Below are 26,648 nucleotides of genomic sequence, written 5' to 3'. Positions count from 1 at the left end.
CTTAAAATTAGTAAATTGTATCCTTTTACTCTTCAGTCATCAAGGTGTTCGGATCTATACCTTGCGATCGCAAATAATTGATCAGTTTTTCTTTTTGCTGACGTTCTTGTTCGGTACGTTGACGTTCTTGTTCCACCTTTTCCACAGCCCAAGGTAATAAATTACCTGCTTGATCCCACCAGCGTAACCAGTAACTAGTTCGGGCTTCCTTTGTCCCTTGCCAAGTCCCTAAAAATAAACCTATTGAACCAATCCAATGTAGTCCATCAGCATTAGGTTGTTGTAATTCATACCGCCCGTTTTCCAGTTGGTAAAATTCTAATAAACCCCCCTTGGCATCAAAAATTATATAAACGGGTACTTGAAGTATTCGCTCATAGAAAAACCATTTCCCGGGAGGATAAGTACGCTTAACTGAATATTCTCCCCCCTCACTATCAGAAAGAAATTCCATGACAATTCCAGGGATATCACCTTCTAAATTGGGTGTATAGCTTTTACGTTCTCCTAGATTTTCCTCGGAGTTCTGATTAACATTGGATATATACACCCAATCGGGAGCTTTGGCAATAAATCGATCATTTAAAGTCGCGCAAAGAGCAAAGTTGGAAGCAATCAACATTTGAGGTTGAATAAATCCTGCCAATTCTAAACTTTCGCGCAAAGCACCAGCTAAAATTGGCTGAGATGTATTTTCCACTGGTTCATCCTCAAGTTGAAAATCTTCTGGTAAAGGTTCCCAAGAAATTACTAGTTCAGCCAAAGATTTAGGTTCACCAAATTGGGTTACCATAAATGCCACCTTTTTGGAATTGCCTTTATTGTATCGTTTATTTCCTGGGGACTAGCTTGAAAATGGGGAGTGAAGGTGTAAGGGAGTGAGAGAGTGAAGGAAGTATTTATGACCCTTCGCGTCAAGCTGCGCTAATATTCTTGGTTGTGTACAAACGTACTCTAAGATAAGGCTGCGCCTACATGAAGACTGATTTAAAAGAGGGAGCTGAGAACAGCTCAAAAGGGTAGGTTTTTAACATTTCGCTTGAGGCTAGACTTGGGAAATTAGAAGACAGGCAGACAAGGAAGATTATTCAATGGAAAAATAGGGTTTTGAACCAGTTTGTATTGTTGGGAAACGTACTTTTTTAGTTCAGTTTTCCTCCCTTGTCTACTTTTCCTATCTCCCTTGGAGAATTATAGGGGGGTTGTCGTCCTTATCTGACCAATATACCCAATTGTAAAAAGCCTACACCTGTGAGGTTGGGAGTAGAGGGAAGGAAAAAATCTACTTAGATAATTATTGATGGTACAAATAATTTTTCATTGGGACTGCCTTTCTTGGTAAAAATATGGAAATATATTGAGCGCAGATACTGAAATTATTTATCATATTTATACTTAACTGAATTAAGTGATGTTAGCTTTTTTATCTAATTTGGAATCCTGGCAAATAGCGATCGCTCCTTGGGTAACTCCTCTGGAGGGTATCGCCATCAACACTATTCTCCTTGTTGTGGCAGTAATTGCTCCCAAGAAACTGCTGACTCCTACTGGATTAATTCATAGCTGGTTTTTGGGTGTACTGATTTGGACTACTCTTGGTTGGCAAGGTTATGTAGTAGTTATGTTTTACTTTCTAGTTGGTTCTACGGTGACGCGCATTGGCATGAAAGAAAAAGAGGCTGCTGGAATTGCCGAAAATCGTTCTGGAGCTAGGGGGCCAGAAAATGTTTGGGGTTCGGCTTTAACCGCCGCTTTGTGTGCCTTAGTTATAGGCATGATTGATTGGGGGATAATTTCCCCATCTCCATCTCTCCTCTCCACTATTCGTTCCTTATTGTTATTGGCATATGTGGCTAGTTTCAGCACAAAACTTGCCGATACTTGTGCCAGTGAAGTCGGCAAAGCCTATGGTAAGCAGACTTTTTTGATTACTACCTTACAACCAGTAGTACGAGGTACAGAAGGAGCCGTAAGTCTAGAGGGAACTTTGGCTGGAATCATCGCGTCAACCATCATCTCCTTACTGGCTTGGGGAATAGGGTTAATTAATCTCAAGGGGGTTATTTGGTGTATCTTAGCAGCATTTGTCGCAACCAATTTAGAAAGTGTCATTGGGGCAACCCTACAATCTCAGTATAAATGGCTAACTAATGAAGTAGTGAATATTTTTAATACCTTAATTGGTGCTATCACTGCTATCCTATTAGCCTGTTTATGGATAACAATTATGACATAATTGCATACTCATTAAAATATAGGATTGTATATTTATTTGGATGTCATGTATACAAAATATTTCTGGTAGCTGCCATCAATATTGTCACTTCAAATACGATTTGTTTTAGTTTGTAGTCATATACTTTTTGAGCATTATGTGAACTACTTGCTTTATGAAAACTTCATCTGAATTGACAATATTAACAGTCAATCGCCATAGTATTTCTGTGGAATCAGCAGTAAAATACTTGCAAACTTCTGGAAAATTAGGTCAATTCATTGGTGATATTATCCGTCAATATATAATTGAACAGGAAATAAAAACAAGGAATGATATTGATATTAACCAAGTAGTAACAGAACAAGCAATTATTGATTTTCGTCTGCAAAATAAATTAAGCGATCCGCAAAAATTTAATGAATGGTTACAAAAAAATGGTACAGATTATGATAGCTTTCATAAATCAGTTACTTTTGGTTTTCAGTTAGAAAAATTAAAATCCCTGGTCGCTGAACCTAAACTTCAAGAATATTTTATTGAACGTAAAATATTCTTAGATAGAGTGGTAATCTCCCGGATTATTGTTGCTAATCATGAATTGGCAGAAGAGCTGCAAACTCAGATAGAAGAAGGGGTAAGCTTTGAATATTTAGCTCGGGAATACTCATTAACCGATGATCGGATGGTGAACGGGATGATGGGAGCAGTTAGCCGGGGAAAAATGCCAGATACACTCAGAGCAGCAGTTGATATTGCCAGTCCAGGAAATATAATCGGACCGATAAAACTTGATGATAAATATGGTTTATTTCGTGTAGAACAATATCTGCCAGCGTCCTTAGAAGATACTCAATTAAAGCAAGCACTACAAAATGAATTGTTTGAGAAATGGCTAGCAGGAAAAACTCAAAAGCTGACGGTCAAACTGCAAATGGAATAAATGCAGCTGATGAAGAATCTCTACATATAAGGGTGCTAGCATCTCTACCTTGGAATCAACCACCACTATGTTGGTTAACTGTCGAACAAAAATCTCTCTTAAAAGACAATTTACAAATACTCAAATATAGTTTGGGAGCAAAAATCTGGCCGACAACGGCTAGAGGATGCCAGCTATTAATTGTATCCGGCTCGGTTCGCCTCAGAGAAGAAGCACTGGGTAAACCTTTAGCAAGATTACAAACGGGTGATTGGTTTGGTGACTTAACAACTTATCCCACAGATTGTAAAGCGATCGCTGCTAGTACGGAAGTTTTAGTTGTTGCTTGGGATACAGCCGTATGGGCAGAATTTTCTGTACCCCAAATAGATGATTTTTGGCAATCTCCAGGGGAGAGGGAAGAAAATAGAGCCATAGAAACACATGGAGAGGTGGAAATATCTACAGATTCTCCCACTCTTACCCTTCCCCATAGAGTAAACACAAATGCTGTCTCTAGTTCCATTCCTCCCCAGGAGCAATATCAAGATTATCCCCAATCTCCCAAACAATTTATTTATCCTTTTGTGTCTAGTTGGAATACTGCGGCAGCCTGTTTAACTATGGTGACTCAACAGCTAGACAATCCCGTCAAACTGGAATGGGTACAACGCCAAATTAAGGGACAAAGTCCTAAACAGGTGGTGGAAATGGCGGAAAATTTGGGCTTTGTTTTGCGACGATTACAACTGAGTTGGGAGGAATTGCGCCAGCTTGGTTTTCCTGCGCTGTTGCAGTGGTCAGATACACCAGAACAAGGTGGTAATTGGGTTATAGCTTATGGATTTAGGAGCGATCGCTTAATTATTGCCAATCCCCTCAACCCTGATCATTGTTGTCAAAGTTTGCCTCGATCTGTGGTAGAACCAGTTTGGGATGGGAAAATTTGGCAAGTAGAACCTCTACAAAAGCAAGAAAAATTTAACCTCAGCTGGTTTTTGCCCGCAGTCTGGCAGTATCGGAAGTTACTAGGGGAAGTTTTATTAGCTTCCTTTACCTTGCAAATTTTGGGCTTAACCACCCCACTCATTACCCAAGTGGTAATTGATAAAGTCATGGTGCAAGAGAGTTTGCCGACTTTGGATGTGATGGCGATCGCTCTTTTATTTGTGGCTATTTTTGAGGCGGTTTTGGGTACTCTCCGCTTATTTATTTTTACCCATACAGCCCGTCGTCTGGATTTAAGTTTATCAGCGCAGCTATTTCGCCACCTCATGCGCCTACCCCTAGCTTATTTTGAAGCGCGACGGGTAGGGGATACGGTAGCTAGGGTTCAGGAATTAGAAAAAATTCGTCAGTTTCTCACTGGCACGGCATTAACAGTTATTTTAGATAGCATCTTTGCCGTGGTGTATCTGGCATTGATGTTTTATTACAACATTCCCCTCACCTTTGTGGCATTGGCAGTATTACCACTATTTGCCGCATTAACCCTAACTGCCACACCCATTTTACGGGGCTGGCTGAATGAAACCTTTAATCGCAGTGCTGACAGCCAATCATTTCTAGTAGAAACAGTCACCGGGATTCGCTCAGTCAAAGCCCACGCCGCCGAACCAGCAACACGTGATCGCTGGGAAGGTTTATTTGCCAGATTTATCCGTACTGGCTTTAAAGCATCTACGACCTCTAATATCAGTAGTAATATCGGTGATTTCCTGACCAATTTTTCCACCCTGTTAATTCTCTGGTTTGGGGCAAAATTAGTCATAGATAAACAGCTGACGGTAGGGCAATTAATTGCCTTTCAAATGCTCTCAGGAAGAGTCACCAGTCCTTTATTACGTCTCGTACAATTGTGGCAAAATTTGCAACAAGTATTACTCTCAGTAGATAGGATTGGCGATATTCTCAATGTTGCCCCAGAAGCCGAACCAGGAACAGGTTTAGTCTTACCCCGTCTCAAGGGAGAAGTTATTTTTGAACAGGTGTTTTTCCGTTACCGCAGCCATGCTGAACCCGTATTACGAGGTATTTCTTTTCGGGCTAGCCCAGGGGAATTTATCGGCATAGTGGGACGTAGTGGTTCTGGGAAAAGTACCCTATCAAAACTTTTACAACGCTTGTATCAAATAGAATCTGGCAGAATTCTCATTGATGGGTTTGACATTAAAAGTGCAGATTTAGCCTCCCTGCGTCAACAAATCGCGGTGGTTTTACAAGAAGACTTTTTATTCAACGGTTCTATATTAGATAACATTACCCTAGGTAATCCTGATATTAGTGCCGAACAAGTAGTAGAAGCTGCCAGACTTGCCGTAGCCCATGACTTTGTCAGTGAATTACCCCACGGTTATGAAACCAATGTGGGAGAAAGAGGTACAGCCTTATCTGGTGGACAACGCCAACGTATTGCCCTAGCGAGGTTATTTCTGTCATCCGCACCCATTTTAATTTTGGATGAAGCTACAAGTGCCTTAGATAGTGAAACGGAACAACAGGTATTACAAAATCTCCAAGCTATTTCTAGGGGACGTACCGTATTCTTGATTGCCCACCGTTTTGCCCCTCTCAAGGGTGCCGACCAAATTTTAGTATTAGAGAAGGGTATTCTTGCTGAGAATGGTACTCACTCACAGCTGTTATCTCAAAAAGGTTTGTATTGGTCACTGTATCAACGGCAACAAACAAATGTTTAAGTGAGAGTTTAGAGGTTAGGAGTTCCCTATTTCCTCCATTTCTCTCTCCTTTGGGATTTTTTATCAGTCATCTTTGGGTGGGATAGGAATTAGGAATTAGGAATTAGGAGTTATAGGGTTTGAATGATAAAAATTGTATTATCAATCACAACATAAAATAAGCTGTTAAAAAAATCTTGAAATTTATTTAACTAACAGCACTAGATGGCATTTCCTCTAAAGCCTCCTCTTCAGTATCAAAAATAGCAAACACACTATCCATCATTGTGACTTCAAATACGAGTTTTGCCTCTGGATGTACGTTGCAAATGCGGAAACTACCTTTGGCTTTATCGGCATCTCGCATACCTGCTACTAAAGATGTAAGACCGGAACTATCAATAAAGTTAGCCTGACAGAGATTCACAACTAAATTCGGTGTAAATTTAGAAATACATTCCTGTAGTTTCAGGCGAAATTGCCAAGCTGTGGTAATGTCTAAACGACCTGATGGTGTTAATACAATCACACTATTACCATCTGGGGTTGTATGGGTTTTTTGGTCTATTTGAATCACGTTGCTCCCTCTGTTTCACTCTAAAATTTCCATATTTAATTTGACATGGGAACGTGCCCATGAATCTCAATAATTCCTATAATCACAATGTAGTTATTCTTGCAACTCGAATAACTATGACCCTGGCGGAATTATTGAATGCACAGTGGTGGAATTCATTAGTGCTGTAGCTTGATAATCACAAGCCACAGTCCTAAATATCATCCCGTATATACCGTATTTCCAGTATTATAATTCACATCTACTACTGATGTCCTCCTTTCCAGTCGATCCAATTTTGGGGTTTGAGAAAAGTTTCATATAATTCGGCTTCAGGAGTATTGGGTTCTGGTTTGTAGCAGTATTCCCAGCGCACTAACGGTGGCAATGACATGAGAATTGATTCAGTACGTCCATTGGTTTGCAGACCAAAAATTGTACCTCGGTCATAAACCAAGTTAAATTCTACGTATCTTCCTCGACGGTATAACTGGAAATTACGTTGGCGATCGCTATATTCCATCCCATGTCGTCTTTGGACAATAGGTAAATAGGCTGGTAAAAAGGTATCACCACAATCTTGGATGAAAGCAAATAGTTCTTCCCAAGTACGGGGTGCTGTTGTTTCTAGTTGATTGCTATACTTCGCTGCCTCACCATCCCCGTGAGGACCTCGATATAGAGGTAATTGGCGGCAATCTTGATAGTCAAAAAACAATCCACCAATTCCCCTTGTCTCCTGGCGATGTTTTAAATAAAAATATTCATCACACCAACGCTTAAACACAGGATAATACTCGGGGTTATGCTGATCACAAACCTGCTTGAAGGTTTTGTGGAAATGGGTTGCATCTTCGACAAAGGGGTAATAAGGTGTTAAATCGGCACCTCCTCCAAACCACCACACAGGGCCAGCTTCAAAATAGCGATAATTAAGGTGTACAGTGGGTACATAAGGATTGCGAGGATGTAATACCAGGGAAGTACCTGTAGCATAGAAGCCATGACCCGTTGCTTCCGGACGTTGGGTTAAAATTGAAGGAGGTAAATGAGAACCCCAAACTTCCGAAAAATTGACCCCAGCTTGTTCAAATACAGCACCTTCACGGAGAACCCGCGATCGACCACCACCACCTTCCGGACGTTCCCAGCTATCTTCCTGAAACTTACCCACACCATCTAACTTTTCCAAACCTTCAGCAATTTGATCTTGTATTTTTTTCATAAATTGACTGACCCTAGTTTTGGCATCAGTCGGTGGTAAATATGTAGATGATTCTGTTGGTAAATTTTGGGTTTGAGAATTTGTCAACATAACTTCAAGAAAATAAATAAAAATTGTCAGAAAGCAACAAATGGGAAACTGAAAATTGGGGGGCGAATGCTTCTATAGCAGAGATTTATATTGCCCGAGCCTACTTTCTGGGTGAAAAATCAAGGATTCACAAAATGGATTCATCATGACTAAAGTTATTCTCCCTCAATACGTATAGCCTTGTATATTTGTTAAGTTTTTTCAACTGCTTTAGTGTCAACAATTGTGTATAAATAGAACGTTTTGACATATAATTTTCTAGTAAATTTTGACATTGAGACATAATCGAACCCTTGTCTGGTAAGCATCCCTTTTCATCGAACATTCCCACTACCCAGCCAGAAAGGGTTTATTGATTACCGTGTATTTGCTGTATTATCAATCCTGCCGTTTTCAGTAACGTGGCAATTTTTTTGTTGTCAGAAGGGTTGTTGGCTTTTAGCAGAGGCAAGCATTTTTGCAGCCTTATACCCCCCACTGATTGAGTACAATTCAGTGAGGGACTGACCGCAAAGCAGTTCCAAGCTGAATTTTTTGTTAACTTATGATGGCAATGGAGTGGATAAGGAGTATGGAAAATTGGTTATCCAAATTCATCCACCGCAAGCACCGTCGAATTTGTGCTTCTTTAGTCCGACATTATCGAGAAATTAGTTCGGCATCATCAGATGAAGTCTGGCAGAAAATAGTTGACCTCGCAGACGTTTCCTGGCATCCATTACTGAAAAGCACTAATGTTCCTTATGGCTTAGTGCCTAAACCGGGATTGATTTTCCAAGCAGTAACTAGGTTTTCCCCCATTCCCATTCGTTTTTTCGTGGAAAGAGTCGATCGCGAACATTTATTGAGTATCAGAGTTTTAGCGATCCCCGGAGTGGAAGAAAGAGTGATTTATCAAGTGGAATCGACGGTGTGTGGTACTTATTTATCATATTCTGTAACTCTGAGAGGTTGGTTATCACCACTAATTTGGTCATTTTCCCGTCCCTATGCGGCTCGGGTAGCCAGAGCTTTAGTGGAAGCAGTGGAAACCGCAGCATTACAAGCTGTTGCTGGTAAAAGAAAATCAATCAATGATAGTTGTTTTGATTTTTGAAGTTATATCATTAGACAACTCCATAACTTCTGCAACTTTTGATAATTCTTTTTTGCTTGCGGCAAATAACCAATACCAACACAGTTAAAATGCCATAAGATACCAAAGTTTTTGTAAAAATTTTTTGCGGCAGCAAGGGCGAACACACTATGTACGATGTCTTAGATTCCCAGTCAGTATTGTCAGTATTGCGACCGGTACAAGACCCAGAACTCCGCAAAAGTCTGGTAGAACTCAACATGATTCGCAATGTGAAAGTTGATGGTGGTCAAGTTAGTTTTACATTGGTATTAACCACACCAGCTTGTCCATTAAGGGAATTTATTGTTGAAGATTGCCAAAAAGCAGTTAAACAGTTACCGGGAGTCACAGATGTAGTGGTGGAAGTAACCGCAGAAACCCCCCAGCAAAAAAGTTTACCTGATAGTAGCGGAGTTCCCGGAATAAAAAATATTATTGCTATCTCCAGTGGTAAAGGTGGTGTGGGTAAAAGTACGGTGGCGGTAAATGTAGCGGTAGCCCTGGCACAAACAGGGGCAAAAGTTGGTTTACTAGATGCGGATATTTACGGTCCTAATGATCCCACCATGTTAGGACTAGCTGATGCCCAGATTACGGTCAATACTACCGCCAAAGGCGATATCCTCGAACCAGCCTTTAATCATGGTGTGAAATTAGTCTCAATGGGATTTTTGATTGATCAGGATCAACCAGTAATTTGGCGCGGACCAATGTTAAATGGTGTGATACGTCAATTCCTCTATCAAGTTGAGTGGGGAGAATTGGATTATTTAATTGTGGATATGCCACCAGGTACGGGGGATGCTCAGTTAACATTAACCCAGGCTGTACCTATGGCAGGGGCTGTAATTGTCACCACACCACAAAATGTCGCCTTACTCGATTCTCGAAAAGGTTTGCGGATGTTCCAACAGATGAACGTCAATGTGTTGGGGATTGTGGAAAACATGAGTTATTTTATTCCCCCTGATATGCCAGAGAAACAATACGACATCTTTGGCTCAGGTGGTGGGGAAAAGACAGCCAAAGAATTAGGAATACCTTTGTTGGGTTGTGTACCCTTAGAAATGTCCACTCGCTTGGGTGGCGACCGGGGCGTACCTATAGTTGTCAGCGAACCAGATTCACCCAGCGCTAAGGCTTTGAAGGATATTGCCTTAGCAGTAGCAGGTAAAGTCTCAGTTGCAGCTTTATCGTGACATACTCCACACACTCCCCTAAGCTCTTCGGGCAGGCTTGCGCCAACGGGTGAGTGTGGGCTTCTCAGGGGCTCCTCTATGAGGACATTAACTGAGCTTGAAAGCCATGTGCCCCAGGGTCTTGTAGGTCTTGTGTAGAAAGATTATTTTCACAGTAGGCTGCATTTGAAGCATTTAATTGGGTTACACCTACATTTATGATCCTACCATAATTGGCATCTCCTCACCGACCCCTGCCCAAAAATTCATCTCACCGCGAAGCGGTGAGATGTGAGGCTTATTTTTGATCCAGCTAAAATAATTTGTAATTTTTTCAGGGTAGGGGAATAGATATAAAGAATACAGATATTTAGTAAACAGGATTAACACTTCCACCTAGAACCAAGCAATTGCCGCTACCATGTTGTTAAAAAAATCCCGCTTTTCTTTTTCCAAATTCATCTATCAATCTTTGTTCAAGCCTTGGCAACAGATGGATATGCCATTGTTCATCTTAACAGTGGGTCTGACAATTTTTGGTGGACTGATGATCCGCAGTACGGAGATCAATCAAGGGCTTTATGATTGGTTTTGGCACTGGATGACAGGTATAGTTGGGGTCTGTTTAGCACTGGTACTTGCCCGTATTCCTTATCACAACTGGTTACAATTTCACTGGGCAACCTATGCCATTACTAATGGGAGTTTAATAGCTGTAAAACTCATTGGTAGTAGTGCCAAGGGAGCCCAACGATGGATTACCATTTTTGGCTTTAATGTCCAACCATCGGAATTTGCCAAAATATTTGTGATTATTACGATCGCCGCATTATTACACAAAACCACAGCTGCTAAAATTGATCGCGTATTTTATGTTTTAGCTTTTATTGCTGTACCTTGGTTACTAGTATTTCTGCAACCAGATTTGGCAACATCACTGGTGTTTGGCGCAATTGTATTGGGGATGTTGTATTGGGCAAATGCAAATCCGGGCTGGCTGTTATTGCTCATTTCTCCAGTAATTGCAGCAATTTTAGATAACTTATATAAGCCAGGATGGATTGCTTGGTCTATAGCTATGGGTATAGTGGCATGGTTTTGTATTCCCTGGCGAAAATTTGGCATTAGTGCCATTGGTGGTTTGGCAATTAATCTGTTGGGTGGAGAGTTGGGAGCATTTGCTTGGAATAATCTGTTAAGACCATACCAAAAGTCCCGATTGACGGTATTTCTGAACCCGAATCAAGATGCTTTGGCAGCTGGATATCACCAAGCTCAGTCCAAAATTGCCATTGGCTCTGGTGAGTGGTGGGGATGGGGTTTAAATCAGGGACCCATGACCCAACTCAGTTTTGTCCCAGAACAGCATACAGATTTTATTTTTTCGGCGGTGGGAGAAGAATTAGGCTTTATTGGCTGCTTGGTATTAATATCTGCTCTTTGTTTGGTTTGTCTGCGCCTGCTCCACATTGCCCAAACCGCTAATGATAACTTTGGCTCTTTATTAGCTGTGGGTGTATTATCGATGATCATTTTCCAAATGACAATCAACATTGGCATGACAGTTGGTTTAGCCCCCGTGGCGGGTATTCCTTTACCTTGGATGAGTTATGGGCGCTCCGCCATGCTGACTAACTTTATTGCCGTGGGGATTGTGGAATCTGTAGCAAATTTTCGTCCCCGGCGCAAGTATTATTAATTTTTTCTCAAGTATTTTCCAGTTATAGGTTTTCCAAATCAGAATTATTGGTCAACAGCCAATGACTCATAACAAGTATTAAGCTATAAACAGAAAATATAGAGGTAAAAATCATGATTCTGCCTGGAGCAACTGTTCGCGTCAAAAATCCTGCGGATACCTACTATCGCTACGAAGGACTCGTGCAAAGGGTAAGTGATGGTAAAGTAGCAGTGCTGTTTGAAGGTGGTAATTGGGATAAATTAATTACCTTTAGACTCTCCGAATTAGAGCCTGTAGATCCCACTGCAGGACGCAAGTAAACAGAAATTAGTTATTTATTATTAGGTATTTGTCAATTTGACTACTGACAAATACCTAATTAATACCTGTATTGATTATGCGCCTTCCATTACCACAATTTGACACCAGCGATCGCCATCCCAATCATCTCGCAGAAGTGGTAGAAACTACCACCACAGAATTCCTAGCTCAGTGTTTAGATCCAGATGACCTGAGCTTTCCTTCCATGCCTCCCTTTGGTAGTTGGGTTTGTTCTGTGGATGAAGAATCTGGCAATTTGGTCTATGCAGTAGTTTATAGTGCGACTACTATGCCTATAGATACGGTGCATCGTCCTGTAGCTTTGGGATTGTCCTTGCAGGAATTGCGAGAGGAACAACCCCAAATATTTGCCATGCTCAAAACTGAATTTCGGGCAGCGATCGTCGGATTTGAGCAAATGTCAACAGATGGTATATTATCTAGCAATCGTATATATCAGTATTTACCACCACGTCCACCACAAATTCACCAAGCAGTTCATCGATGTGAGCCAGAAGCAATCATTAAATTTACTGAAGAGTTAGATTTTTTACGCACCTTGCTTGGTGTAAGTGGCGCACCGGTGGAATCCTTAGCCGCAGCTGCCATTCGTAATGTTTACCAATTGCGTAAAGCTGATCGACAATGGTTAATTCAAGCTGGTCGTTCTTTGAGCATACTACTTAAAGATGATTATGATCGCTTGCGATTCATTTTGAGTCAAATTAACCCATGAGCTAAGTCATTATATATAGCAATACCCATATACGTTAAGACATTTTTGAAGGTCCAAACTTATGAACAGTAAACTTATTACTTCTTATTTATTACTTATTACTTGCGCGTAGCCCTATATTCGCTCAAATTATTTTTATGATGATCATGCATTTATTTAACTAAAAATATCAACACTCACACTAGTCATTCCCTTGCTTTCGCCAATCCTACCAATGGATCTCATCTTACAAGTTCTAGCTCTGCAATCAAATTCTTCTGTTCTTGGCAAAGAACCTATTTCCCCTTTTGTAATTCTACTGCTCGTAATTTTAGTTATACCCATTTTATTCGAAAAATTAAGGCTTCCAGGATTAGTCGGCTTGGTCTGTTCTGGAGTTGCTTTGGGTCCCTTTGGCGCGAATTTACTACCTCATACACAATCGCCCATGATGAACCTGCTTTCAGAGATTGGATTATTTTATCTGATGTTTGTTGCCGGATTAGAAATTGAAATTAAGCAATTTCGGAGTTACAAAAACCGCTTTTTGGGATTTGGTAGTTTAACCTTTGCTGTACCCTTAATGGTAGGGATATTAATTGGCTATCTGTTTGGCTTTAATTGGAATCAGGCAATCTTAATTGGTTCTGTCCTTGCTTCCCATACGATTTTGGCATACCCCATTCTTAACCGTCTAGGAATAGCCAGGAATGAGGTAGTTAATGTAACTACAGGAGCTACAGTTGTTACTAATATTGGGGCAGTTTTATTATTAGCCATTTGTGTCGCTAATCGCGGGGATAGCTTCAATTTTTGGCAATTAATTAATCTCATCAATGCCTTAATGATCTATTGCCTCATTGTGTTGGTTGGTCTGGATTGTTTAGGGAAAGAATTTTTTCGCCGTTCTGGGGAAGATGAGGGCAATCAATTTTTATTTGTACTCTGGACAGTATTTCTTGCTGCTGCTGGTGCCCAATTAATCGGAGTAGAAAAAATAGTGGGAGCATTTTTGGCTGGCTTAACTGTACACAATGTTATTGGTTCAGGACCAGTCAAAGAAAAGGTGATTTTTTTGGGTAGCGCCCTGTTTATTCCTATTTTCTTTGTTAATTTGGGATTGCTGGTAAATATAAATACTCTTATGACCAGTATGAGTATGGTGTGGTTCACAATTTTTGTAATTGTGGGATTAATTATCAGTAAACTGATTGCTGCTCTATTAGCAAAACTGGTTTATCGCTACAATTGGCAGGAAATGCTAACCATGTGGTCATTGAGTGTACCCCAAGTGGGGGTAACGTTAGCAGCAACATTAGTAGGATATAGGTCTGGATTGTTAGATATAAATTTATTTAACAGCATGATTATTTTAGTCATTGTCACTTGTATCCTTGGACCATTGATTACAAACCAGGTAGCAGTGGGTTTGAGAACTGCTCCTACCCCAGAACCGGAGTTAACGGCCTCTGCTTACCCTGTCCCCAAAGAAAATGGGAATCCTTTTACCATTGTTGTACCCATATATAATCCTCAAACCCAGCAGTATTTAATTGAAATGGCTGCCCTATTAGCCCATCAAACCCATGGGCAAATTATACCCTTAGCGATCGCTACTGCTGCGGCTCAGATGGATGCTCCCCAGTTAGAAAATTCCCTACACCGCAGTGAGCAATTGTTAGCTAAAGCAGTTGGACTGAGTCAAGTTTTGGATGTAGAAGCAAAACCCTTGTTACGTATTGATGATGCTTTTGCTCAAGGAATTAGTCGTGCAGCTAGGGAACAAAAAGCAAATCTGATTGTGATGGGGTGGGGAAAACGTACTGGTTTGCGAGCCCGTTTATTTGGCAATGTGATTGATAGTGTTATTTGGTCATCCCATTGTCCCGTAGCAGTGACACGTTTGGTAGAATCTCCCCAAAAAATTCAGAGGATATTAGTACCGGTGGAAAATTTGCTAGCACCCTCCTTATATCCAGTACATTTTGCCCAGATTTTAGCGGAGACAAATCAAGCACAAGTCACTGTACTCAATGTTTGTGAACGTCGTACCAGTTCCAGTAAAATCACTTGGAGGCGATCGCAACTTTCTCTGTTTGTATCTCAATTAGCTTTGCCCAATCCACCAGAAATTCAAATCATTGCCCATGATAATGTTGCCCAAGCAATTCTCCAGGCAGCTAGATTATACGACTTGGTAGTATTACCCTTTACCCGTAATCGGACAAATACCGGTGGTCTCACCATTAGCGATGTGACTTCCCAGCTAGCGAACCAAATCACCTGTTCAATTGTAATGTTGGGAGAGCCCCATAACCCTCAAACAATGGTGCTCTCCCCTTACGCGCAAGTAATAAGTAAGAAGTAAGAAGTAAGAAGTAAGAAGTTTACTGTTCATAGGTTTGGGCTTTCAGCAATGTCCGCCCTCTAATTGCGTGGTGCTATAAGTCCTCATAGAAATTCTCACAATAGAAAGAATCATCAATGATTCAAATTATTTATATACCAACATTAATTTGCATATACTTGTATTCAAAGTCACTATAATAAATACTGCCATGCATACTCAGATGGCAAATATATTTTCTCAAAAATACCTAAAAATCCATTGGCAATCAATGTGACAAATGTGAGTAATGTTCATAGAAAAACTGGATATATTTGAAGATTTAGTAAAGTTGTTAGGTAAACCAGTATAACTGTTAGGTAATGTTTGATATTTTGTTAATTGACTTGTTGGGTAATTAATTTTAAATCCCATAGGACTTACGCAATCATTATCAGAACTCATTTGTTTGAGATTGTTTCCTGGGGTCGCAATAACCTTAATTAAGTTGTCTGTGCGTAAGTCCTGTCACAATTTAAACTAGACAACTACAGATGCATCTGGGTGCAACGAAGAAACAAATCTGAATCCTTACGTAAGTGAATTTTGTACCAGCTTTGGGTACCCTGAATGTAAGTAACATTGCTCAAGTCAAAACTGTAAAACTCGGGAAAATTATGAGAATTTTGGTGACGGGTGGAGCTGGGTTTATTGGTTCCCATTTGATCGATAGATTAATTAACGAAGGACATGAAATTCTTTGTTTAGATAATTTTTACACAGGTCACAAACGCAATATCCTCAAATGGATGAGTCATCCGTACTTTGAACTAATTCGTCACGATATTACCGAGCCAATTCGTCTAGAAGTTGATCAAATTTACCATTTAGCTTGTCCTGCTTCTCCCGTACACTACCAGTACAACCCAGTCAAAACGGTGAAAACTAATGTCATGGGCACAATGAATATGTTGGGTTTAGCAAAGCGCGTCAAAGCTAGATTCTTGTTAGCATCTACCAGCGAAGTGTACGGAGATCCAGAAGTTCATCCCCAAAGTGAAGAATATAGAGGGAGTGTTAATCCGATTGGACTGCGTTCTTGCTATGACGAAGGGAAACGAATTGCAGAAACTTTGGCATTTGACTACTACAGACAAAATAAAGTTGATATTCGAGTTGCTCGAATTTTCAATACCTATGGACCACGGATGTTAGAAAATGATGGTCGAGTCGTAAGTAATTTCATAGTCCAAGCTTTACGAGGCACTCCATTAACAGTGTACGGAGATGGCTCACAAACTCGTAGTTTTTGTTACGTTAGTAATTTAGTAGACGGATTGATGCGGCTGATGAATGGGGAATATGTTGGTCCCATTAATCTGGGCAATCCCGATGAATACACCATTTTAGAATTGGCTCAAGCTGTCCAAAAACAAATCAACCCCGATGCTCAAATTCAGTTTGAACCCTTACCATCTGATGATCCTCGTCGTCGTCGTCCCGATATTAGTAAGGCAAAAACTTTGTTAAATTGGGAGCCTACCGTACCTTTACAAGAAGGGTTAAAACTGACTATAGAAGATTTCCGCGATCGCATGAATGCTGGCAAGAAAATTAAATAAGGTAAAGAGATTTACTTTTAATGGCGATCCTTTGGTTCATAAAATGATTTTCAAAAAGTAAGGAGTTGAAAAAATGCGCGTTTGTGTAATTGGTACTGGTTATGTAGGTTTAGTAACAGGCGCTTGCTTGGCTCACATTGGACATGATGTTATTTGTGTAGACAATAACGAAGAAAAGGTCAAAATTATGAAATCCGGCCAATCTCCCATTTTTGAGCCTGGATTATCAGAGATTATGCAAAATGCCATCCAAAATGGCAAAATACAATTCACCACAGATTTAGCAGCAGGGGTTAATCATGGTGATATTTTATTCATTGCTGTAGGTACACCACCATTACCTACTGGTGAAAGTGATACCCGCTATGTGGAAGCTGTAGCTAAGGGAATTGGTGTTAATTTAAATGGTGGCTACAAAGTAATTGTCAATAAGTCTACAGTACCCATTGGCTCAGGAGACTGGGTACGCATGATTGTCATGGATGGTATTACCGAGCGCCAAAAAACCCTAGTACCAGCAGGTGGTGTGCCCAGTGAAGAAGGAATACCCGCAAGTGCAGCCAAATTTGATGTAGTCAGCAATCCAGAGTTTTTACGGGAAGGCTCGGCTGTTTTCGATACCTTCAATCCCGATCGCATTGTCTTGGGTGGTAACAATCCTAAAGCTATTGCCATGATGAAGGAATTATATGCCCCCATTGTTGAACGCCAACATGCAGAAGATAAATCTTTACCTCCCGTATCTGTGTTGGTCACAGATTTGAGTTCAGCAGAAATGATTAAATATGCTGCGAATGCATTCTTAGCAACTAAAATTAGTTTTATTAACGAAGTTGCTAATATTTGCGATCGTGTAGGTGCAGATGTGACTCAAGTTGCCAAAGGAATTGGTTTAGATTCTCGGATTGGCAATAAGTTCTTAAATGCTGGTATTGGTTGGGGTGGTTCTTGTTTCCCCAAAGACGTTTCTGCATTGATTCACACTGCGGATGACTATGGTTATGAAGCCAATCTGATGAAAGCAGCAGTTAGTGTTAATGAACGTCAACGGTTAATTGCTTTAGAGAAACTCCAACAAGTCCTCAAAATACTCAAAGGTAAAACAGTTGGACTACTGGGGTTAACATTTAAACCCGATACTGATGATTTGCGGGATGCACCAGCACTGAATTTAATTGAGCAATTAAATCGATTGGGAGCCAAGGTCAAAGCCTATGACCCCATTATCTCTCAAACAGGTATGCGTCACGGTCTTTCTGGTGTAGTTGTGGAAACCGATGCTGAACGCCTAGCTGATGGTTGCGATGCTTTGGTACTAGTAACTGAATGGGAGCAATTTAGCAATTTAGACTATGCTAAGATGGCTCAATTAATGATTCATCCTGTGGTGATTGATGGTCGTAATTTTCTCGATCCTGAAACTATGATTCGTGCTGGTTTCCAATATGTAGGTGTTGGGCGTTAATCATAATTTAGGGAGTTTATTTCTCCAGAAATCAAAAACAGATGTAGCGGGGTACTCTACAAGAATCCTCGCTATTTTTGTTTAGTCTTGTTTCACCAAGAAATTTTATAACTAGGGTCTGCTGAATAAATATAAAACCTTGATTTATCAGTGCATAAGGGCTGTTTTCTCCGGATAAAGTGCAAGGAAATAGGGGTTTGAGATTTAAAAACCTTGCATTGATTATTTTTTCTGGTAAAAATAATAGAAAAATTAGGAGCGTATAGCACTATGAACTTAGGTTAGATTTATAAATCCTGAAACCTTTTGATAGCCTGCTGTTCCCTGTTCCCTATTCCCTATTCCCTAGCACGTAGCCCTATAACTTTTGTCTTACCTCACTCAAGGACTTTTTCCGCAAGCCCTATATAAGGAAGCATGGAAATATTGGTGTCATATGATATTCTGGTGCGGAATACCTAAATATTTAATCCAAGGAGGCAGAAAGTAGAGGGTGCAAAAGTTGGAAATATTAAACTTTTTATGTCAGAAATTAATGGTTGGTTTATTTCTGCCTACTTGTCTTAGTGCCGTTACATCTGCGCAGTGGTACTAATTTCATTCATCATCATAGGGATTTAGTTTAGCAAAATAATAATAGTTGATAGGTATGTCAAAGACTTTTTCTCAGATTGCATCTCCAGAAGTTTTAGCTCCAGTTGCCGAGTATTTCAAAGTACTTTCGGAAGTCAGTCGGTTACAAATTTTACGTTGTTTGCAGACTGGATCGTTGAATGTTACAGAAATTGGCGAAGCAACTGGTTTAGGTCAAGCAAATCTTTCCAAACATTTAAAAGTATTAACTCAAGTTGGTCTTGTATCTCGCCAACCTCAGGGAGTTAGTGTCTATTACTCCATCTGTGATCCTACAGTATTTGCAGTTTGTGATCTAGTGTGCGATCGCATTAGCACACAAATCCAAAAACGGGCTCAAGAGTTTGAGCAAATGAAAGCTTTTAGTACTCTAGCTAAATAATCATATTCTACTCTGGGCTGACGATTGCTTTATCGTCAGAAAATTCCTTGCTCCTATTTATTTTTTGTTCCCTATTTTCCAGTTATACTCTGCTATGTTCCCTGGGTGTGAATCCTTAGCTCTATCCTGCGGCAAGCCGCTCTCTGTCTATATGAGAAAATTATGTAAAGTAACCAATGACCGAAGTCCCTCTACATGGGGAGACCCCAAGACCAGACTAACTCAACTTTCAGCAAAATTCAAAATCCAAAATTGTTTTGATACATAAGTAATCATATAAAATTCAATTATCTTTGTATTTTTTGGAACTAGATATTCTCAGAGATGTCTATATGATGACATAGCGAAGAAATCGCTGCTAAATAAAAGGTTGTTTATTCCATTTCATGTTGGAGAAGTTACTCATGCAACGATTTTTAGTTGCTATTTTACCGATCGCGGCTTTGGGCATTTTCGCATTTTCATCAAGTACACAAGCCTATGAAAATAGTAATTTGAGTATTAAAATTGATGGCATCAAGAGTCAAAAGGGACAAGTATGTTTTAGTCTTTTCTCCAGTAGTCAAGGGTTTCCGGCGAATGAGAAGAAGGCACTTAAATCCCGTTGTGTTAAGGTTGCGGACAAATATATTCAGACAAATTTTGGTAAATTGAAGGCTGGAAGCTACGCTGTTGCAGTAATTCACGATGCCAATGCGGATGGTACTCTCAACAGTAATGCCATTGGTATTCCTAAAGAGGGGTTTGGATTTTCCCGAAACCCCAGAATTTTGACTGGACCCCCAAAGTTCGGGGAATCAGCAATTTTTGTTGTTGGTCCTAACACTAATATTGATATTAAGTTGCAGTATCTTTTATAACCTCAAGTCAGTCAGAGGCAGGGGAGCAGGGAGCAGGGAGCAGGGGAGAAACACCCTCACAGGTGTAGGCTTTTTATAATTGGGTGTTGGTAAGACTTGGAGGATAGCCTCCCTATAATTCCCAAGAGGGATAGGGAAAGTAGGCGAGGGAGGAAAACAAAACCCAAAAAGTACGGTTACCAACAATACAAACTGGTTAAAAAGCCTATTTGACCATTGAAGAATCTTCCTTGTCTACCTATCTTCTAACCTCCCAAGTCTAGCTTCAATCATAATGTTAAAAACCTACCCTTGTGAGCTACTCCCTGCTCCCCTGCATTCCAAGTGATTGATTATTTTTTTATTTGGAAGTCCCTAAGTTGAAGCTTGCTCTGCCGCTAATATTGCCCTGATACTACAATTTTGCTGATTCCATACATAAGCCCCCACTCCTACCACGAGATTGGCAATACTAGTGGCGATAAAAATACCTTGAACTCCAACTAAATTTCCTCCCAGATACGCTAGAGGAATATAAAGTACAAACCCCCGCATAACTGACATAACAATAGAGGGGATTGGTTTACCAAGGGCATTGAATGCAGAATTAGTCACTAAAATTACCCCCGCAGCACCATAACTTATAGGTACTATCCACAGGTAAAGGGTGGCAATAGAAACTATATTGGTATCAGTATTAAACTTAGCCACTAACCAAGAAGCCGTTGGTACTAACACCAATGCCACTGCTACACCCCAAAATAAACAAAACAGAAAACTCAATTTTAAGGCCATAGTTACACGTGTATACTTTTTCGCGCCCCAATTCTGTCCGACAAAGGGGGCAATACTGACAGAAAGAGCCATCAAAGTCAGTAAGGAAAATGATTCTACTCGGGAAGCTATACCAAAAGCGGCTACACTTTCAGCACCAAAACTTGCTAACAAGCTAGTAATTATACCGATAGAAATAGGATTAATCATACTAGTACCAGCCGCAGGTAATCCCACATATAAAATCTCTTTCCAACACCACAGGGTTTCCTGTAACCTAGGTATCTGAAGACAAAGCATTTTTTCTTGGAAATGTAGGACGAGCAAAGATGCGACTAGGGTAGTGGCACGGGAAATCAAGGTTGCTAAAGCTGCTCCTTGGATTCCTAGTTGGGGAAATCCTGCCCATCCTAAAATTAGCAAAGGGTCTAAAACAATATTAATACCAGCAGCAATGGTCATAATTAGACTAGGGGTAGTGGTATTGCCAGCAGAACGAATAGCACTATTACCAACCATAGGTACTACTAAAAATATCATGCCAAAGTACCAAATCTGCATATAGTCCCGTATTAAGGGCAGTATATCTGCATCGGCTCCCAAGGCTGTAAATAAGGGATCGATGGTGAATAAACCCAAGGTGACAAATATACCTACAGCCAGTACAGAGAGAATCAGACTATTGGTAGTAAAGCGTTGGACACGAGTGTGTTGGCCTTCTCCAATGGCACGGGCTATAATTGATGATGCTCCTACCCCCAAACCCATAGCTAAACTTCCTAGGGTCATTACTACGGGGAATGTAAAGCTCATGGCTGCTAGGTGTTTTGCCCCTAATTGTCCTACAAAGTAAGTATCAGCTACGTTAAAGGCAACTAGTGCAAAGATTCCTCCCATCATTGGCAATGTCAGTTTGACCAGATGGCTACCAACATTACCTTCGGTTAATTGCTGTCTCATAAAAATGCATTATATATAGCTCCTTAACAAAACTTAACCTTTTTTTATGTTTTTTGGTCAGAATTTTTGGCGTTGTTAGTTTCAAGTCTGATGGGGAGTGCATTGCTGAATTGGAATATGAAATTTAAAAATCAGGTCTCTCAAACTCTTGTTCTCTGCACCTCTGCGTGAGACAAATTCATATCTTTATGCAGCAACGCCGATGGGGAGCATCCCAATTTTTCAAAAATATGCGGTAGTGGGAACCGTACAGCTCTCTTTATGCCATTTTGAAAAAAGAATGGGGCAGATGGGTAGGGGCACGGCAACAGTAAGATAATTTTATATCCCAAAAGATTGTGGATGCCGTGCCCTTACGAAAAATGTATGTGTGGCCAACATTATCTGATATGAATTGGTATTAGATATAAAGTGGGCAAGATGCCCGCACTACAAATTTAAACATTTGAGATGCTCCCTTTATGCTTGAATTTAGCTATATCTCTTCTTGCAGCAGTTCTAAGAGTTGCGCCTCATTCAACAAATTAATCCCTAATGTTTGTGCTTTCGTTAATTTAGAACCCGCATCTGCACCCACCACTACATAATCAGTTTTTTTACTTACAGAATCAGTAACCTTACCACCTGCTTTTTGAATTAATTCCTTAGCTTCATTGCGCTTTAAAGTAGGTAAGGTTCCTGTAACCACAAAAGTTTTCCCAGCAAACTTTTGATTAGTATCAATTGCTGTTTCTGTTTCTGGAGAATTAGCGAATTGTAACCCAGCACATTGCAAGCGAGCAATTAAACTTTGATTAGCACTACTTTGAAACCATTGATATACTGATTCGGCTATTTCCGTACCAATGCCGTAAATAGCAGCAATATCTGTCACCTTGGCACTTACTAACTGTTCCACGGTCATAAACTTTTTCGTCAACGTCTGGGCAGTAATATTACCAACGTGGCGAATACCCAAACCATATAATACTCGTGACCAAGATTGTTTTTTAGAATTAGCGATCACATCTACCAATTTTACCGCTAATTTTTCCCCCATCCTTTCCAGTTCACATAACTGCTCTACTGTCAATTCATACAAGTCAGCAACGGAATTAACTAACTCTTTATCTACTAATTGCTGTACAACCTTCTCCCCTATACCTCGAATATCTAAGGCATCCCGGCTGACCCAATGTTCGATCGCTCCTTTGAGAATAGCCGGGCAGGAAGTGTTCACACAGCGAGTTACAGCCTCATCTATTGGTTTGACTACAGGTTGACCGCATACGGGACAATGGGTAGGCATAACAAAGGGTTGGGTATCAGGGGGACGGGGTTCTAGCAACACCCGCACCACCTCTGGGATAATTTCCCCGGCTTTGCGAACAATTACCGTGTCACCAATGCGAATATCTAATTGGGCAATGCGATCGCTATTATGTAAAGTCGCGCGAGAAACTGTTGTCCCTGCTAGTTGCACGGGATGCATTTCTGCTAGGGGTGTAATTGCTCCAGTTCGTCCCACATTCACGGCAATGTTTTCTACCCTGGTGGGGGCTTCTTCGGCGGCATATTTCAATGCTACAGCCCAGCGAGGGAATTTCTGGGTAAATCCCAGTTGTGTTTGCAGGGAGGAGGAATTGAGTTTAACTACCACCCCATCAGTCATATAGGGCAAATTTAGTCTTTCTGTATCCCAATACTGGTAATATTCGGCAACTTCTTGTAAAGACGGACAAAGGCACTTATTGGGATTAACCTGTAAACCCATTCTTTGCAACAATTCTAAAGAATGCCATTGGCTATTGACAATGGTTACTTCTTCTGAATCGGGAATATGTAGGGTATAAGCAAAGAAATCTAGCTTGCGTTGATGGACAACTTTGGGGTTTAATTGTCTTAAAGTACCCGCCGCTGCGTTGCGGGGATTTGCAAATAAACTCTCCCCATTTTTTTGCCGTTCTACATTAATTTGCTCAAATATATCTAAGGGTAAAAATGCTTCACCCCGAACTTCTACCCGTTGTAAATTTTCCCACCCATCTAAGTTCAACCGCAAGGGGATAGAACGAATTGTGCGTACATTTTGGGTAATATCTTCACCCATCACCCCATCACCCCTAGTCACCCCCCTAACTAAGATGCCATTTTCATAAGTCAGCGCCAGAGCTGAACCATCAATTTTCAACTCACAAACATATTCAGCTGCACCAATATCCGATGTTTGTCGCCGCCAACGCTGTTCCCATGTCTTTAACTCATCCACATTAAAGGCATTTTCTAGGCTATAGAGGGGAATATTATGGCGTACTGAATTAAAATGAGTCGCTGGTTTCTCTCCTACCCGTTGAGTTGGACTATCGACTGTAATCAATTGAGGATACTGGAGTTCTAAATCCTGTAATTCTCGGTAGAGACGATCATAAACTGCATCCTCCATAATTGGATTATCCAGGACATAGTAAGCATAACTAGCCTGTTGTAATAATTTTCGCAGTTCCGTAATTCGCTGTTTGACTTCCGGCTCAATTGATGACATGGCATTCTTAGGCAAGATTTATGGGAGGTGATTATACCATTTTAGATTTTGGATTTTGGATTTTAGATTTTGAGGACAGTGTGGTCTTGGGGAGCCAGCGTTGTAGACGGTAAGCCATTGCGGTGGACGGGTTTCCCGGCATAAAGCAAGTGGCGCAACCCGTAGGGGTTTCCCGTCGCAGACAACTGGCGTTGGTTTCCCCCATGAACAACTGTCCGGGATTGTGAAAGAGTTACTACATAAGCTCTTATTACTTGTTACTCATTACTTGCGCGTAGCGCTATAATTAACAGCCAAATTTATCTTGATAACTGACATGAAAGTTTCCAGACTTCCATCTTCTTGGCAAAATGTGCTAGCTGACGAATTTGACAAACCTTATTTTCAGCAGCTCCAAGAATTTCTTCAAGCAGAGCGCCAATCCCGTGTTACTTTTCCTCCAGAAGAAGATGTTTTTTCTGCTTTTGAATTAACACCCTATGAACAGGTAAATGTATTATTGTTGGGTCAAGACCCTTATCATGATCATAACCAAGCCCACGGTTTATGTTTCTCAGTTAAACCAGATATTACACCACCGCGATCGCTAATTAATATTTTTAAAGAAATGCAAGCAGATCTAGGTGTCAATATTCCTAGTCATGGATATCTTGTATCTTGGGCAAAGCAAGGAATTTTGATGTTAAATGCTGTTTTAACTGTGAGAGCACATGAGGCAAATTCCCATAAAAATAAAGGCTGGGAAAAATTTACAGATGCAGTCATTAAAAAAGTTAATCAAAAGGAATCGCCGGTTATTTTTGTATTGTGGGGAGGCTACGCTAAAAAGAAGCTAAAATTAATCGACACTGAACGCCATACAGTTATTCAATCCGCACATCCATCACCCCTTTCAGCCCATAATGGTTTTTTTGGCAGCAAGCCATTTTCTCAAATTAATAATGCTTTAAAATCTTTTAATCAGCCAGAAATTAACTGGCAACTTCCAGATTTATAATTATATTTAATCAATCTCTAAAAATAGTCAATTTCTTATGTAAAAATCCATATCCATAGTCCCACACCAAGAGCAGCACAAATAAAACATTCATAAATAAATCGAATAACAGTGTTCATCAAATATACCTACATTTCCATAAATATTGATATTTTAGACAAAAACATCACAGTTAACAAGTAGCTAAACCCCGCCTATATTGAAACCTGGAGTTTCTAATTTTTCCACAAATCAATTTGGGGGCTTGCATGCTTTTATTTTTCGGTCAAAAAAAACTTGTGAATATAATTCACAAGCTGAGTAGTTGATTCATGATATCAATAATTTAACAACACTCTATTCAGTAAGATATTTACAAATTATCCCTTACTTAAATTTGCTTTAAATTGTGTTAAACACCTCAGACTGTTCTGATAGATGTTTTAGCATCCCCTTAGTGCTTACAAAGTAGGGGAAACGGTAAAAACCCTACACCACTTCAATCAGCCAGGGATAAGTTTATATTTTTTTATGTGAGATGCACAATCGGCCACTTCCTTGACACCGTTCTCCTTAGGAAAGTGATAAGCAGGACAAACAGCATAACACCTGCACCGAATAAAGGGTATTAACAAGAGATTTATGTTGTTACCCTATACTCTTTAATTTTGCAAGAAAAAAAGAAAACTGTATTGTATTTGACAGAAAAATTTACATTTTGTTTAAATTTTCTATTTGTCGTAGTTGATATTGTTGTTTATTGAATAGCTTTTGTTCTGGGGTGAGGAAATTAGAATCAATGGGGGGTCGCATATCCCACTGCAACTCAGCCAAGACTAATAAACTAATCCCCATAATTAATCCAGTGGTAAGAAACTGCCATCCACCACAGTAAGGCAAAAGGACAAGCCCCCCCAGATGAATCCCTGTCATCAATAAAAAAGCACGCGATCGCACTCCCCAGGCGGTCAATAAATACCCAATAGCAGTCACACCTAGCCATAAAGGACATAGGTTCATTAATACGGCTCCCCAACCGAGAAAAATACCCAAATCAGTTATCGCCACACCAGCACACATTAAACCAACCCAAGAATATATCAACCAGCGCAAATTTTCTACATTTACCCAAAACCACGTCAGCATTACCATCGCAACTGTAGCGATCGCTGTCAGTACAGACCAGCCAATTGCTTGTTGATACCAGCTAATAGGGAGAAATTGCGCTGTGATAAAAATACCCGCACAAATCAGACCCCACAGGATAAATACCTGATCTATCCGGGTATAAAAGCCTGAAAATAAACTGATATTGCCAATTTTCCATTCCAGGCGCAACAAACCTTGTAAATCTTGAAAATCTAACGCTTCTTGCTTTTGACGAAGTAGTGCTTGGGAGGGATAAGAGACTGTCATTCAGATAATATTACTAACTTTATATTTAAGTAGGTT

21 protein-coding genes are annotated in these 26,648 nt (G+C 40.3%); 14 read left to right on the top strand and 7 right to left on the bottom strand.

Annotated features, from left to right (window positions below):
• Positions 1 to 25: 25 nt before the first annotated feature.
• Positions 26 to 793, bottom strand: a complete 768-nt coding sequence (locus CALSC_RS20145) for a Uma2 family endonuclease (RefSeq protein WP_088243064.1) — start codon at positions 791 to 793, stop codon at positions 26 to 28.
• 618 nt (positions 794 to 1,411) lie between these two features.
• Here CALSC_RS20145 and CALSC_RS20140 point away from each other — a divergent pair.
• The 3 genes from CALSC_RS20140 (at position 1,412) to CALSC_RS20130 (ending at position 5,836) form a co-directional block, all read left to right on the top strand.
• Positions 1,412 to 2,236, top strand: coding sequence for a TIGR00297 family protein (locus CALSC_RS20140; RefSeq protein WP_088243063.1), 825 nt, complete (start codon positions 1,412 to 1,414; stop codon positions 2,234 to 2,236).
• Between the two features lie 154 nt (positions 2,237 to 2,390).
• Positions 2,391 to 3,158 (top strand): peptidylprolyl isomerase, encoded by a 768-nt coding sequence (locus CALSC_RS20135; protein ID WP_088243062.1) that lies wholly within the window; start codon positions 2,391 to 2,393, stop codon positions 3,156 to 3,158.
• Complete coding sequence (locus CALSC_RS20130; protein ID WP_088243061.1) at positions 3,107 to 5,836, top strand: peptidase domain-containing ABC transporter; 2,730 nt, start codon at positions 3,107 to 3,109, stop codon at positions 5,834 to 5,836. The genes CALSC_RS20135 and CALSC_RS20130 overlap by 52 nt, the downstream gene beginning before the upstream one ends.
• 187 nt (positions 5,837 to 6,023) lie before the next feature.
• Here the strand turns inward: CALSC_RS20130 and CALSC_RS20125 are convergent, their stop codons facing one another.
• Together CALSC_RS20125 and hemF are read right to left on the bottom strand one after the other, a co-directional pair.
• Complete coding sequence (locus CALSC_RS20125; RefSeq protein ID WP_088243060.1) at positions 6,024 to 6,392, bottom strand: STAS domain-containing protein; 369 nt, start codon at positions 6,390 to 6,392, stop codon at positions 6,024 to 6,026.
• A gap of 244 nt (positions 6,393 to 6,636) precedes the next feature.
• Positions 6,637 to 7,686 (bottom strand): oxygen-dependent coproporphyrinogen oxidase, encoded by a 1,050-nt coding sequence (hemF, locus tag CALSC_RS20120; RefSeq protein WP_088243059.1) that lies wholly within the window; start codon positions 7,684 to 7,686, stop codon positions 6,637 to 6,639.
• Positions 7,687 to 8,257: 571 nt separating this feature from the next.
• Here hemF and CALSC_RS20115 point away from each other — a divergent pair.
• The 10 genes from CALSC_RS20115 to CALSC_RS20070 all read left to right on the top strand — a co-directional run bounded on the left by CALSC_RS20115 (position 8,258) and on the right by CALSC_RS20070 (position 19,986).
• Positions 8,258 to 8,782, top strand: coding sequence for an SRPBCC family protein (locus CALSC_RS20115; protein WP_088243066.1), 525 nt, complete (start codon positions 8,258 to 8,260; stop codon positions 8,780 to 8,782).
• A gap of 149 nt (positions 8,783 to 8,931) precedes the next feature.
• On the top strand, positions 8,932 to 10,002 hold the full coding sequence (locus tag CALSC_RS20110) for an Mrp/NBP35 family ATP-binding protein (RefSeq protein ID WP_088243058.1): 1,071 nt from the start codon (positions 8,932 to 8,934) through the stop codon (positions 10,000 to 10,002).
• Between the two features lie 400 nt (positions 10,003 to 10,402).
• Positions 10,403 to 11,680, top strand: coding sequence for a rod shape-determining protein RodA (rodA, locus tag CALSC_RS20105; protein WP_088243057.1), 1,278 nt, complete (start codon positions 10,403 to 10,405; stop codon positions 11,678 to 11,680).
• A gap of 113 nt (positions 11,681 to 11,793) precedes the next feature.
• Complete coding sequence (locus tag CALSC_RS20100) at positions 11,794 to 11,982, top strand: NAD(P)H dehydrogenase subunit NdhS (protein WP_088243056.1); 189 nt, start codon at positions 11,794 to 11,796, stop codon at positions 11,980 to 11,982.
• A gap of 77 nt (positions 11,983 to 12,059) precedes the next feature.
• Positions 12,060 to 12,719, top strand: coding sequence for an HAS-barrel domain-containing protein (locus tag CALSC_RS20095; RefSeq protein WP_088243055.1), 660 nt, complete (start codon positions 12,060 to 12,062; stop codon positions 12,717 to 12,719).
• Positions 12,720 to 12,933: 214 nt separating this feature from the next.
• Complete coding sequence (locus tag CALSC_RS20090) at positions 12,934 to 15,066, top strand: cation:proton antiporter domain-containing protein (RefSeq protein ID WP_088243054.1); 2,133 nt, start codon at positions 12,934 to 12,936, stop codon at positions 15,064 to 15,066.
• A gap of 635 nt (positions 15,067 to 15,701) precedes the next feature.
• Positions 15,702 to 16,646, top strand: coding sequence for a UDP-glucuronic acid decarboxylase family protein (locus CALSC_RS20085; protein ID WP_088243065.1), 945 nt, complete (start codon positions 15,702 to 15,704; stop codon positions 16,644 to 16,646).
• Positions 16,647 to 16,719: 73 nt separating this feature from the next.
• The gene (locus tag CALSC_RS20080) at positions 16,720 to 18,111 is read left to right on the top strand and encodes a UDP-glucose dehydrogenase family protein (protein ID WP_088243053.1); all 1,392 of its coding nucleotides are present in this window, start codon (positions 16,720 to 16,722) and stop codon (positions 18,109 to 18,111) included.
• Positions 18,112 to 18,760: 649 nt separating this feature from the next.
• Complete coding sequence (locus tag CALSC_RS20075) at positions 18,761 to 19,126, top strand: ArsR/SmtB family transcription factor (protein ID WP_088243052.1); 366 nt, start codon at positions 18,761 to 18,763, stop codon at positions 19,124 to 19,126.
• 404 nt (positions 19,127 to 19,530) lie between these two features.
• Positions 19,531 to 19,986, top strand: a complete 456-nt coding sequence (locus tag CALSC_RS20070; protein ID WP_088243051.1) for a DUF2141 domain-containing protein — start codon at positions 19,531 to 19,533, stop codon at positions 19,984 to 19,986.
• A 354-nt stretch (positions 19,987 to 20,340) separates the two neighbouring features.
• Here the strand turns inward: CALSC_RS20070 and CALSC_RS20065 are convergent, their stop codons facing one another.
• From CALSC_RS20065 to CALSC_RS26635, 3 genes are all read right to left on the bottom strand, one after another.
• Positions 20,341 to 21,699 (bottom strand): MATE family efflux transporter, encoded by a 1,359-nt coding sequence (locus CALSC_RS20065; protein WP_088243050.1) that lies wholly within the window; start codon positions 21,697 to 21,699, stop codon positions 20,341 to 20,343.
• A 475-nt stretch (positions 21,700 to 22,174) separates the two neighbouring features.
• Positions 22,175 to 24,220 (bottom strand): NAD-dependent DNA ligase LigA, encoded by a 2,046-nt coding sequence (ligA, locus tag CALSC_RS20060; RefSeq protein ID WP_088243049.1) that lies wholly within the window; start codon positions 24,218 to 24,220, stop codon positions 22,175 to 22,177.
• Between the two features lie 31 nt (positions 24,221 to 24,251).
• Entirely contained in the window at positions 24,252 to 24,425 is a 174-nt protein-coding gene (locus CALSC_RS26635) for a hypothetical protein (RefSeq protein WP_159460653.1), read from the bottom strand.
• A gap of 111 nt (positions 24,426 to 24,536) precedes the next feature.
• On the opposite strand from CALSC_RS26635, the gene ung reads away from it, so the two are divergent.
• Complete coding sequence (gene ung, locus CALSC_RS20055; protein ID WP_088243048.1) at positions 24,537 to 25,217, top strand: uracil-DNA glycosylase; 681 nt, start codon at positions 24,537 to 24,539, stop codon at positions 25,215 to 25,217.
• Positions 25,218 to 25,907: 690 nt separating this feature from the next.
• On the opposite strand, the gene CALSC_RS20050 is transcribed toward ung, so the two are convergent.
• Positions 25,908 to 26,612, bottom strand: a complete 705-nt coding sequence (locus CALSC_RS20050; protein WP_088243047.1) for a hypothetical protein — start codon at positions 26,610 to 26,612, stop codon at positions 25,908 to 25,910.
• Positions 26,613 to 26,648: the final 36 nt, after the last annotated feature.

The sequence above is a fragment of the Calothrix rhizosoleniae SC01 genome (genome assembly GCF_900185595.1).
Lineage (GTDB): Bacteria > Cyanobacteriota > Cyanobacteriia > Cyanobacteriales > Nostocaceae > Calothrix_A > Calothrix_A rhizosoleniae.
Note: the sequence above shows the minus strand (reverse complement) of the source record. Positions and strands in the feature narration are given on the sequence as shown.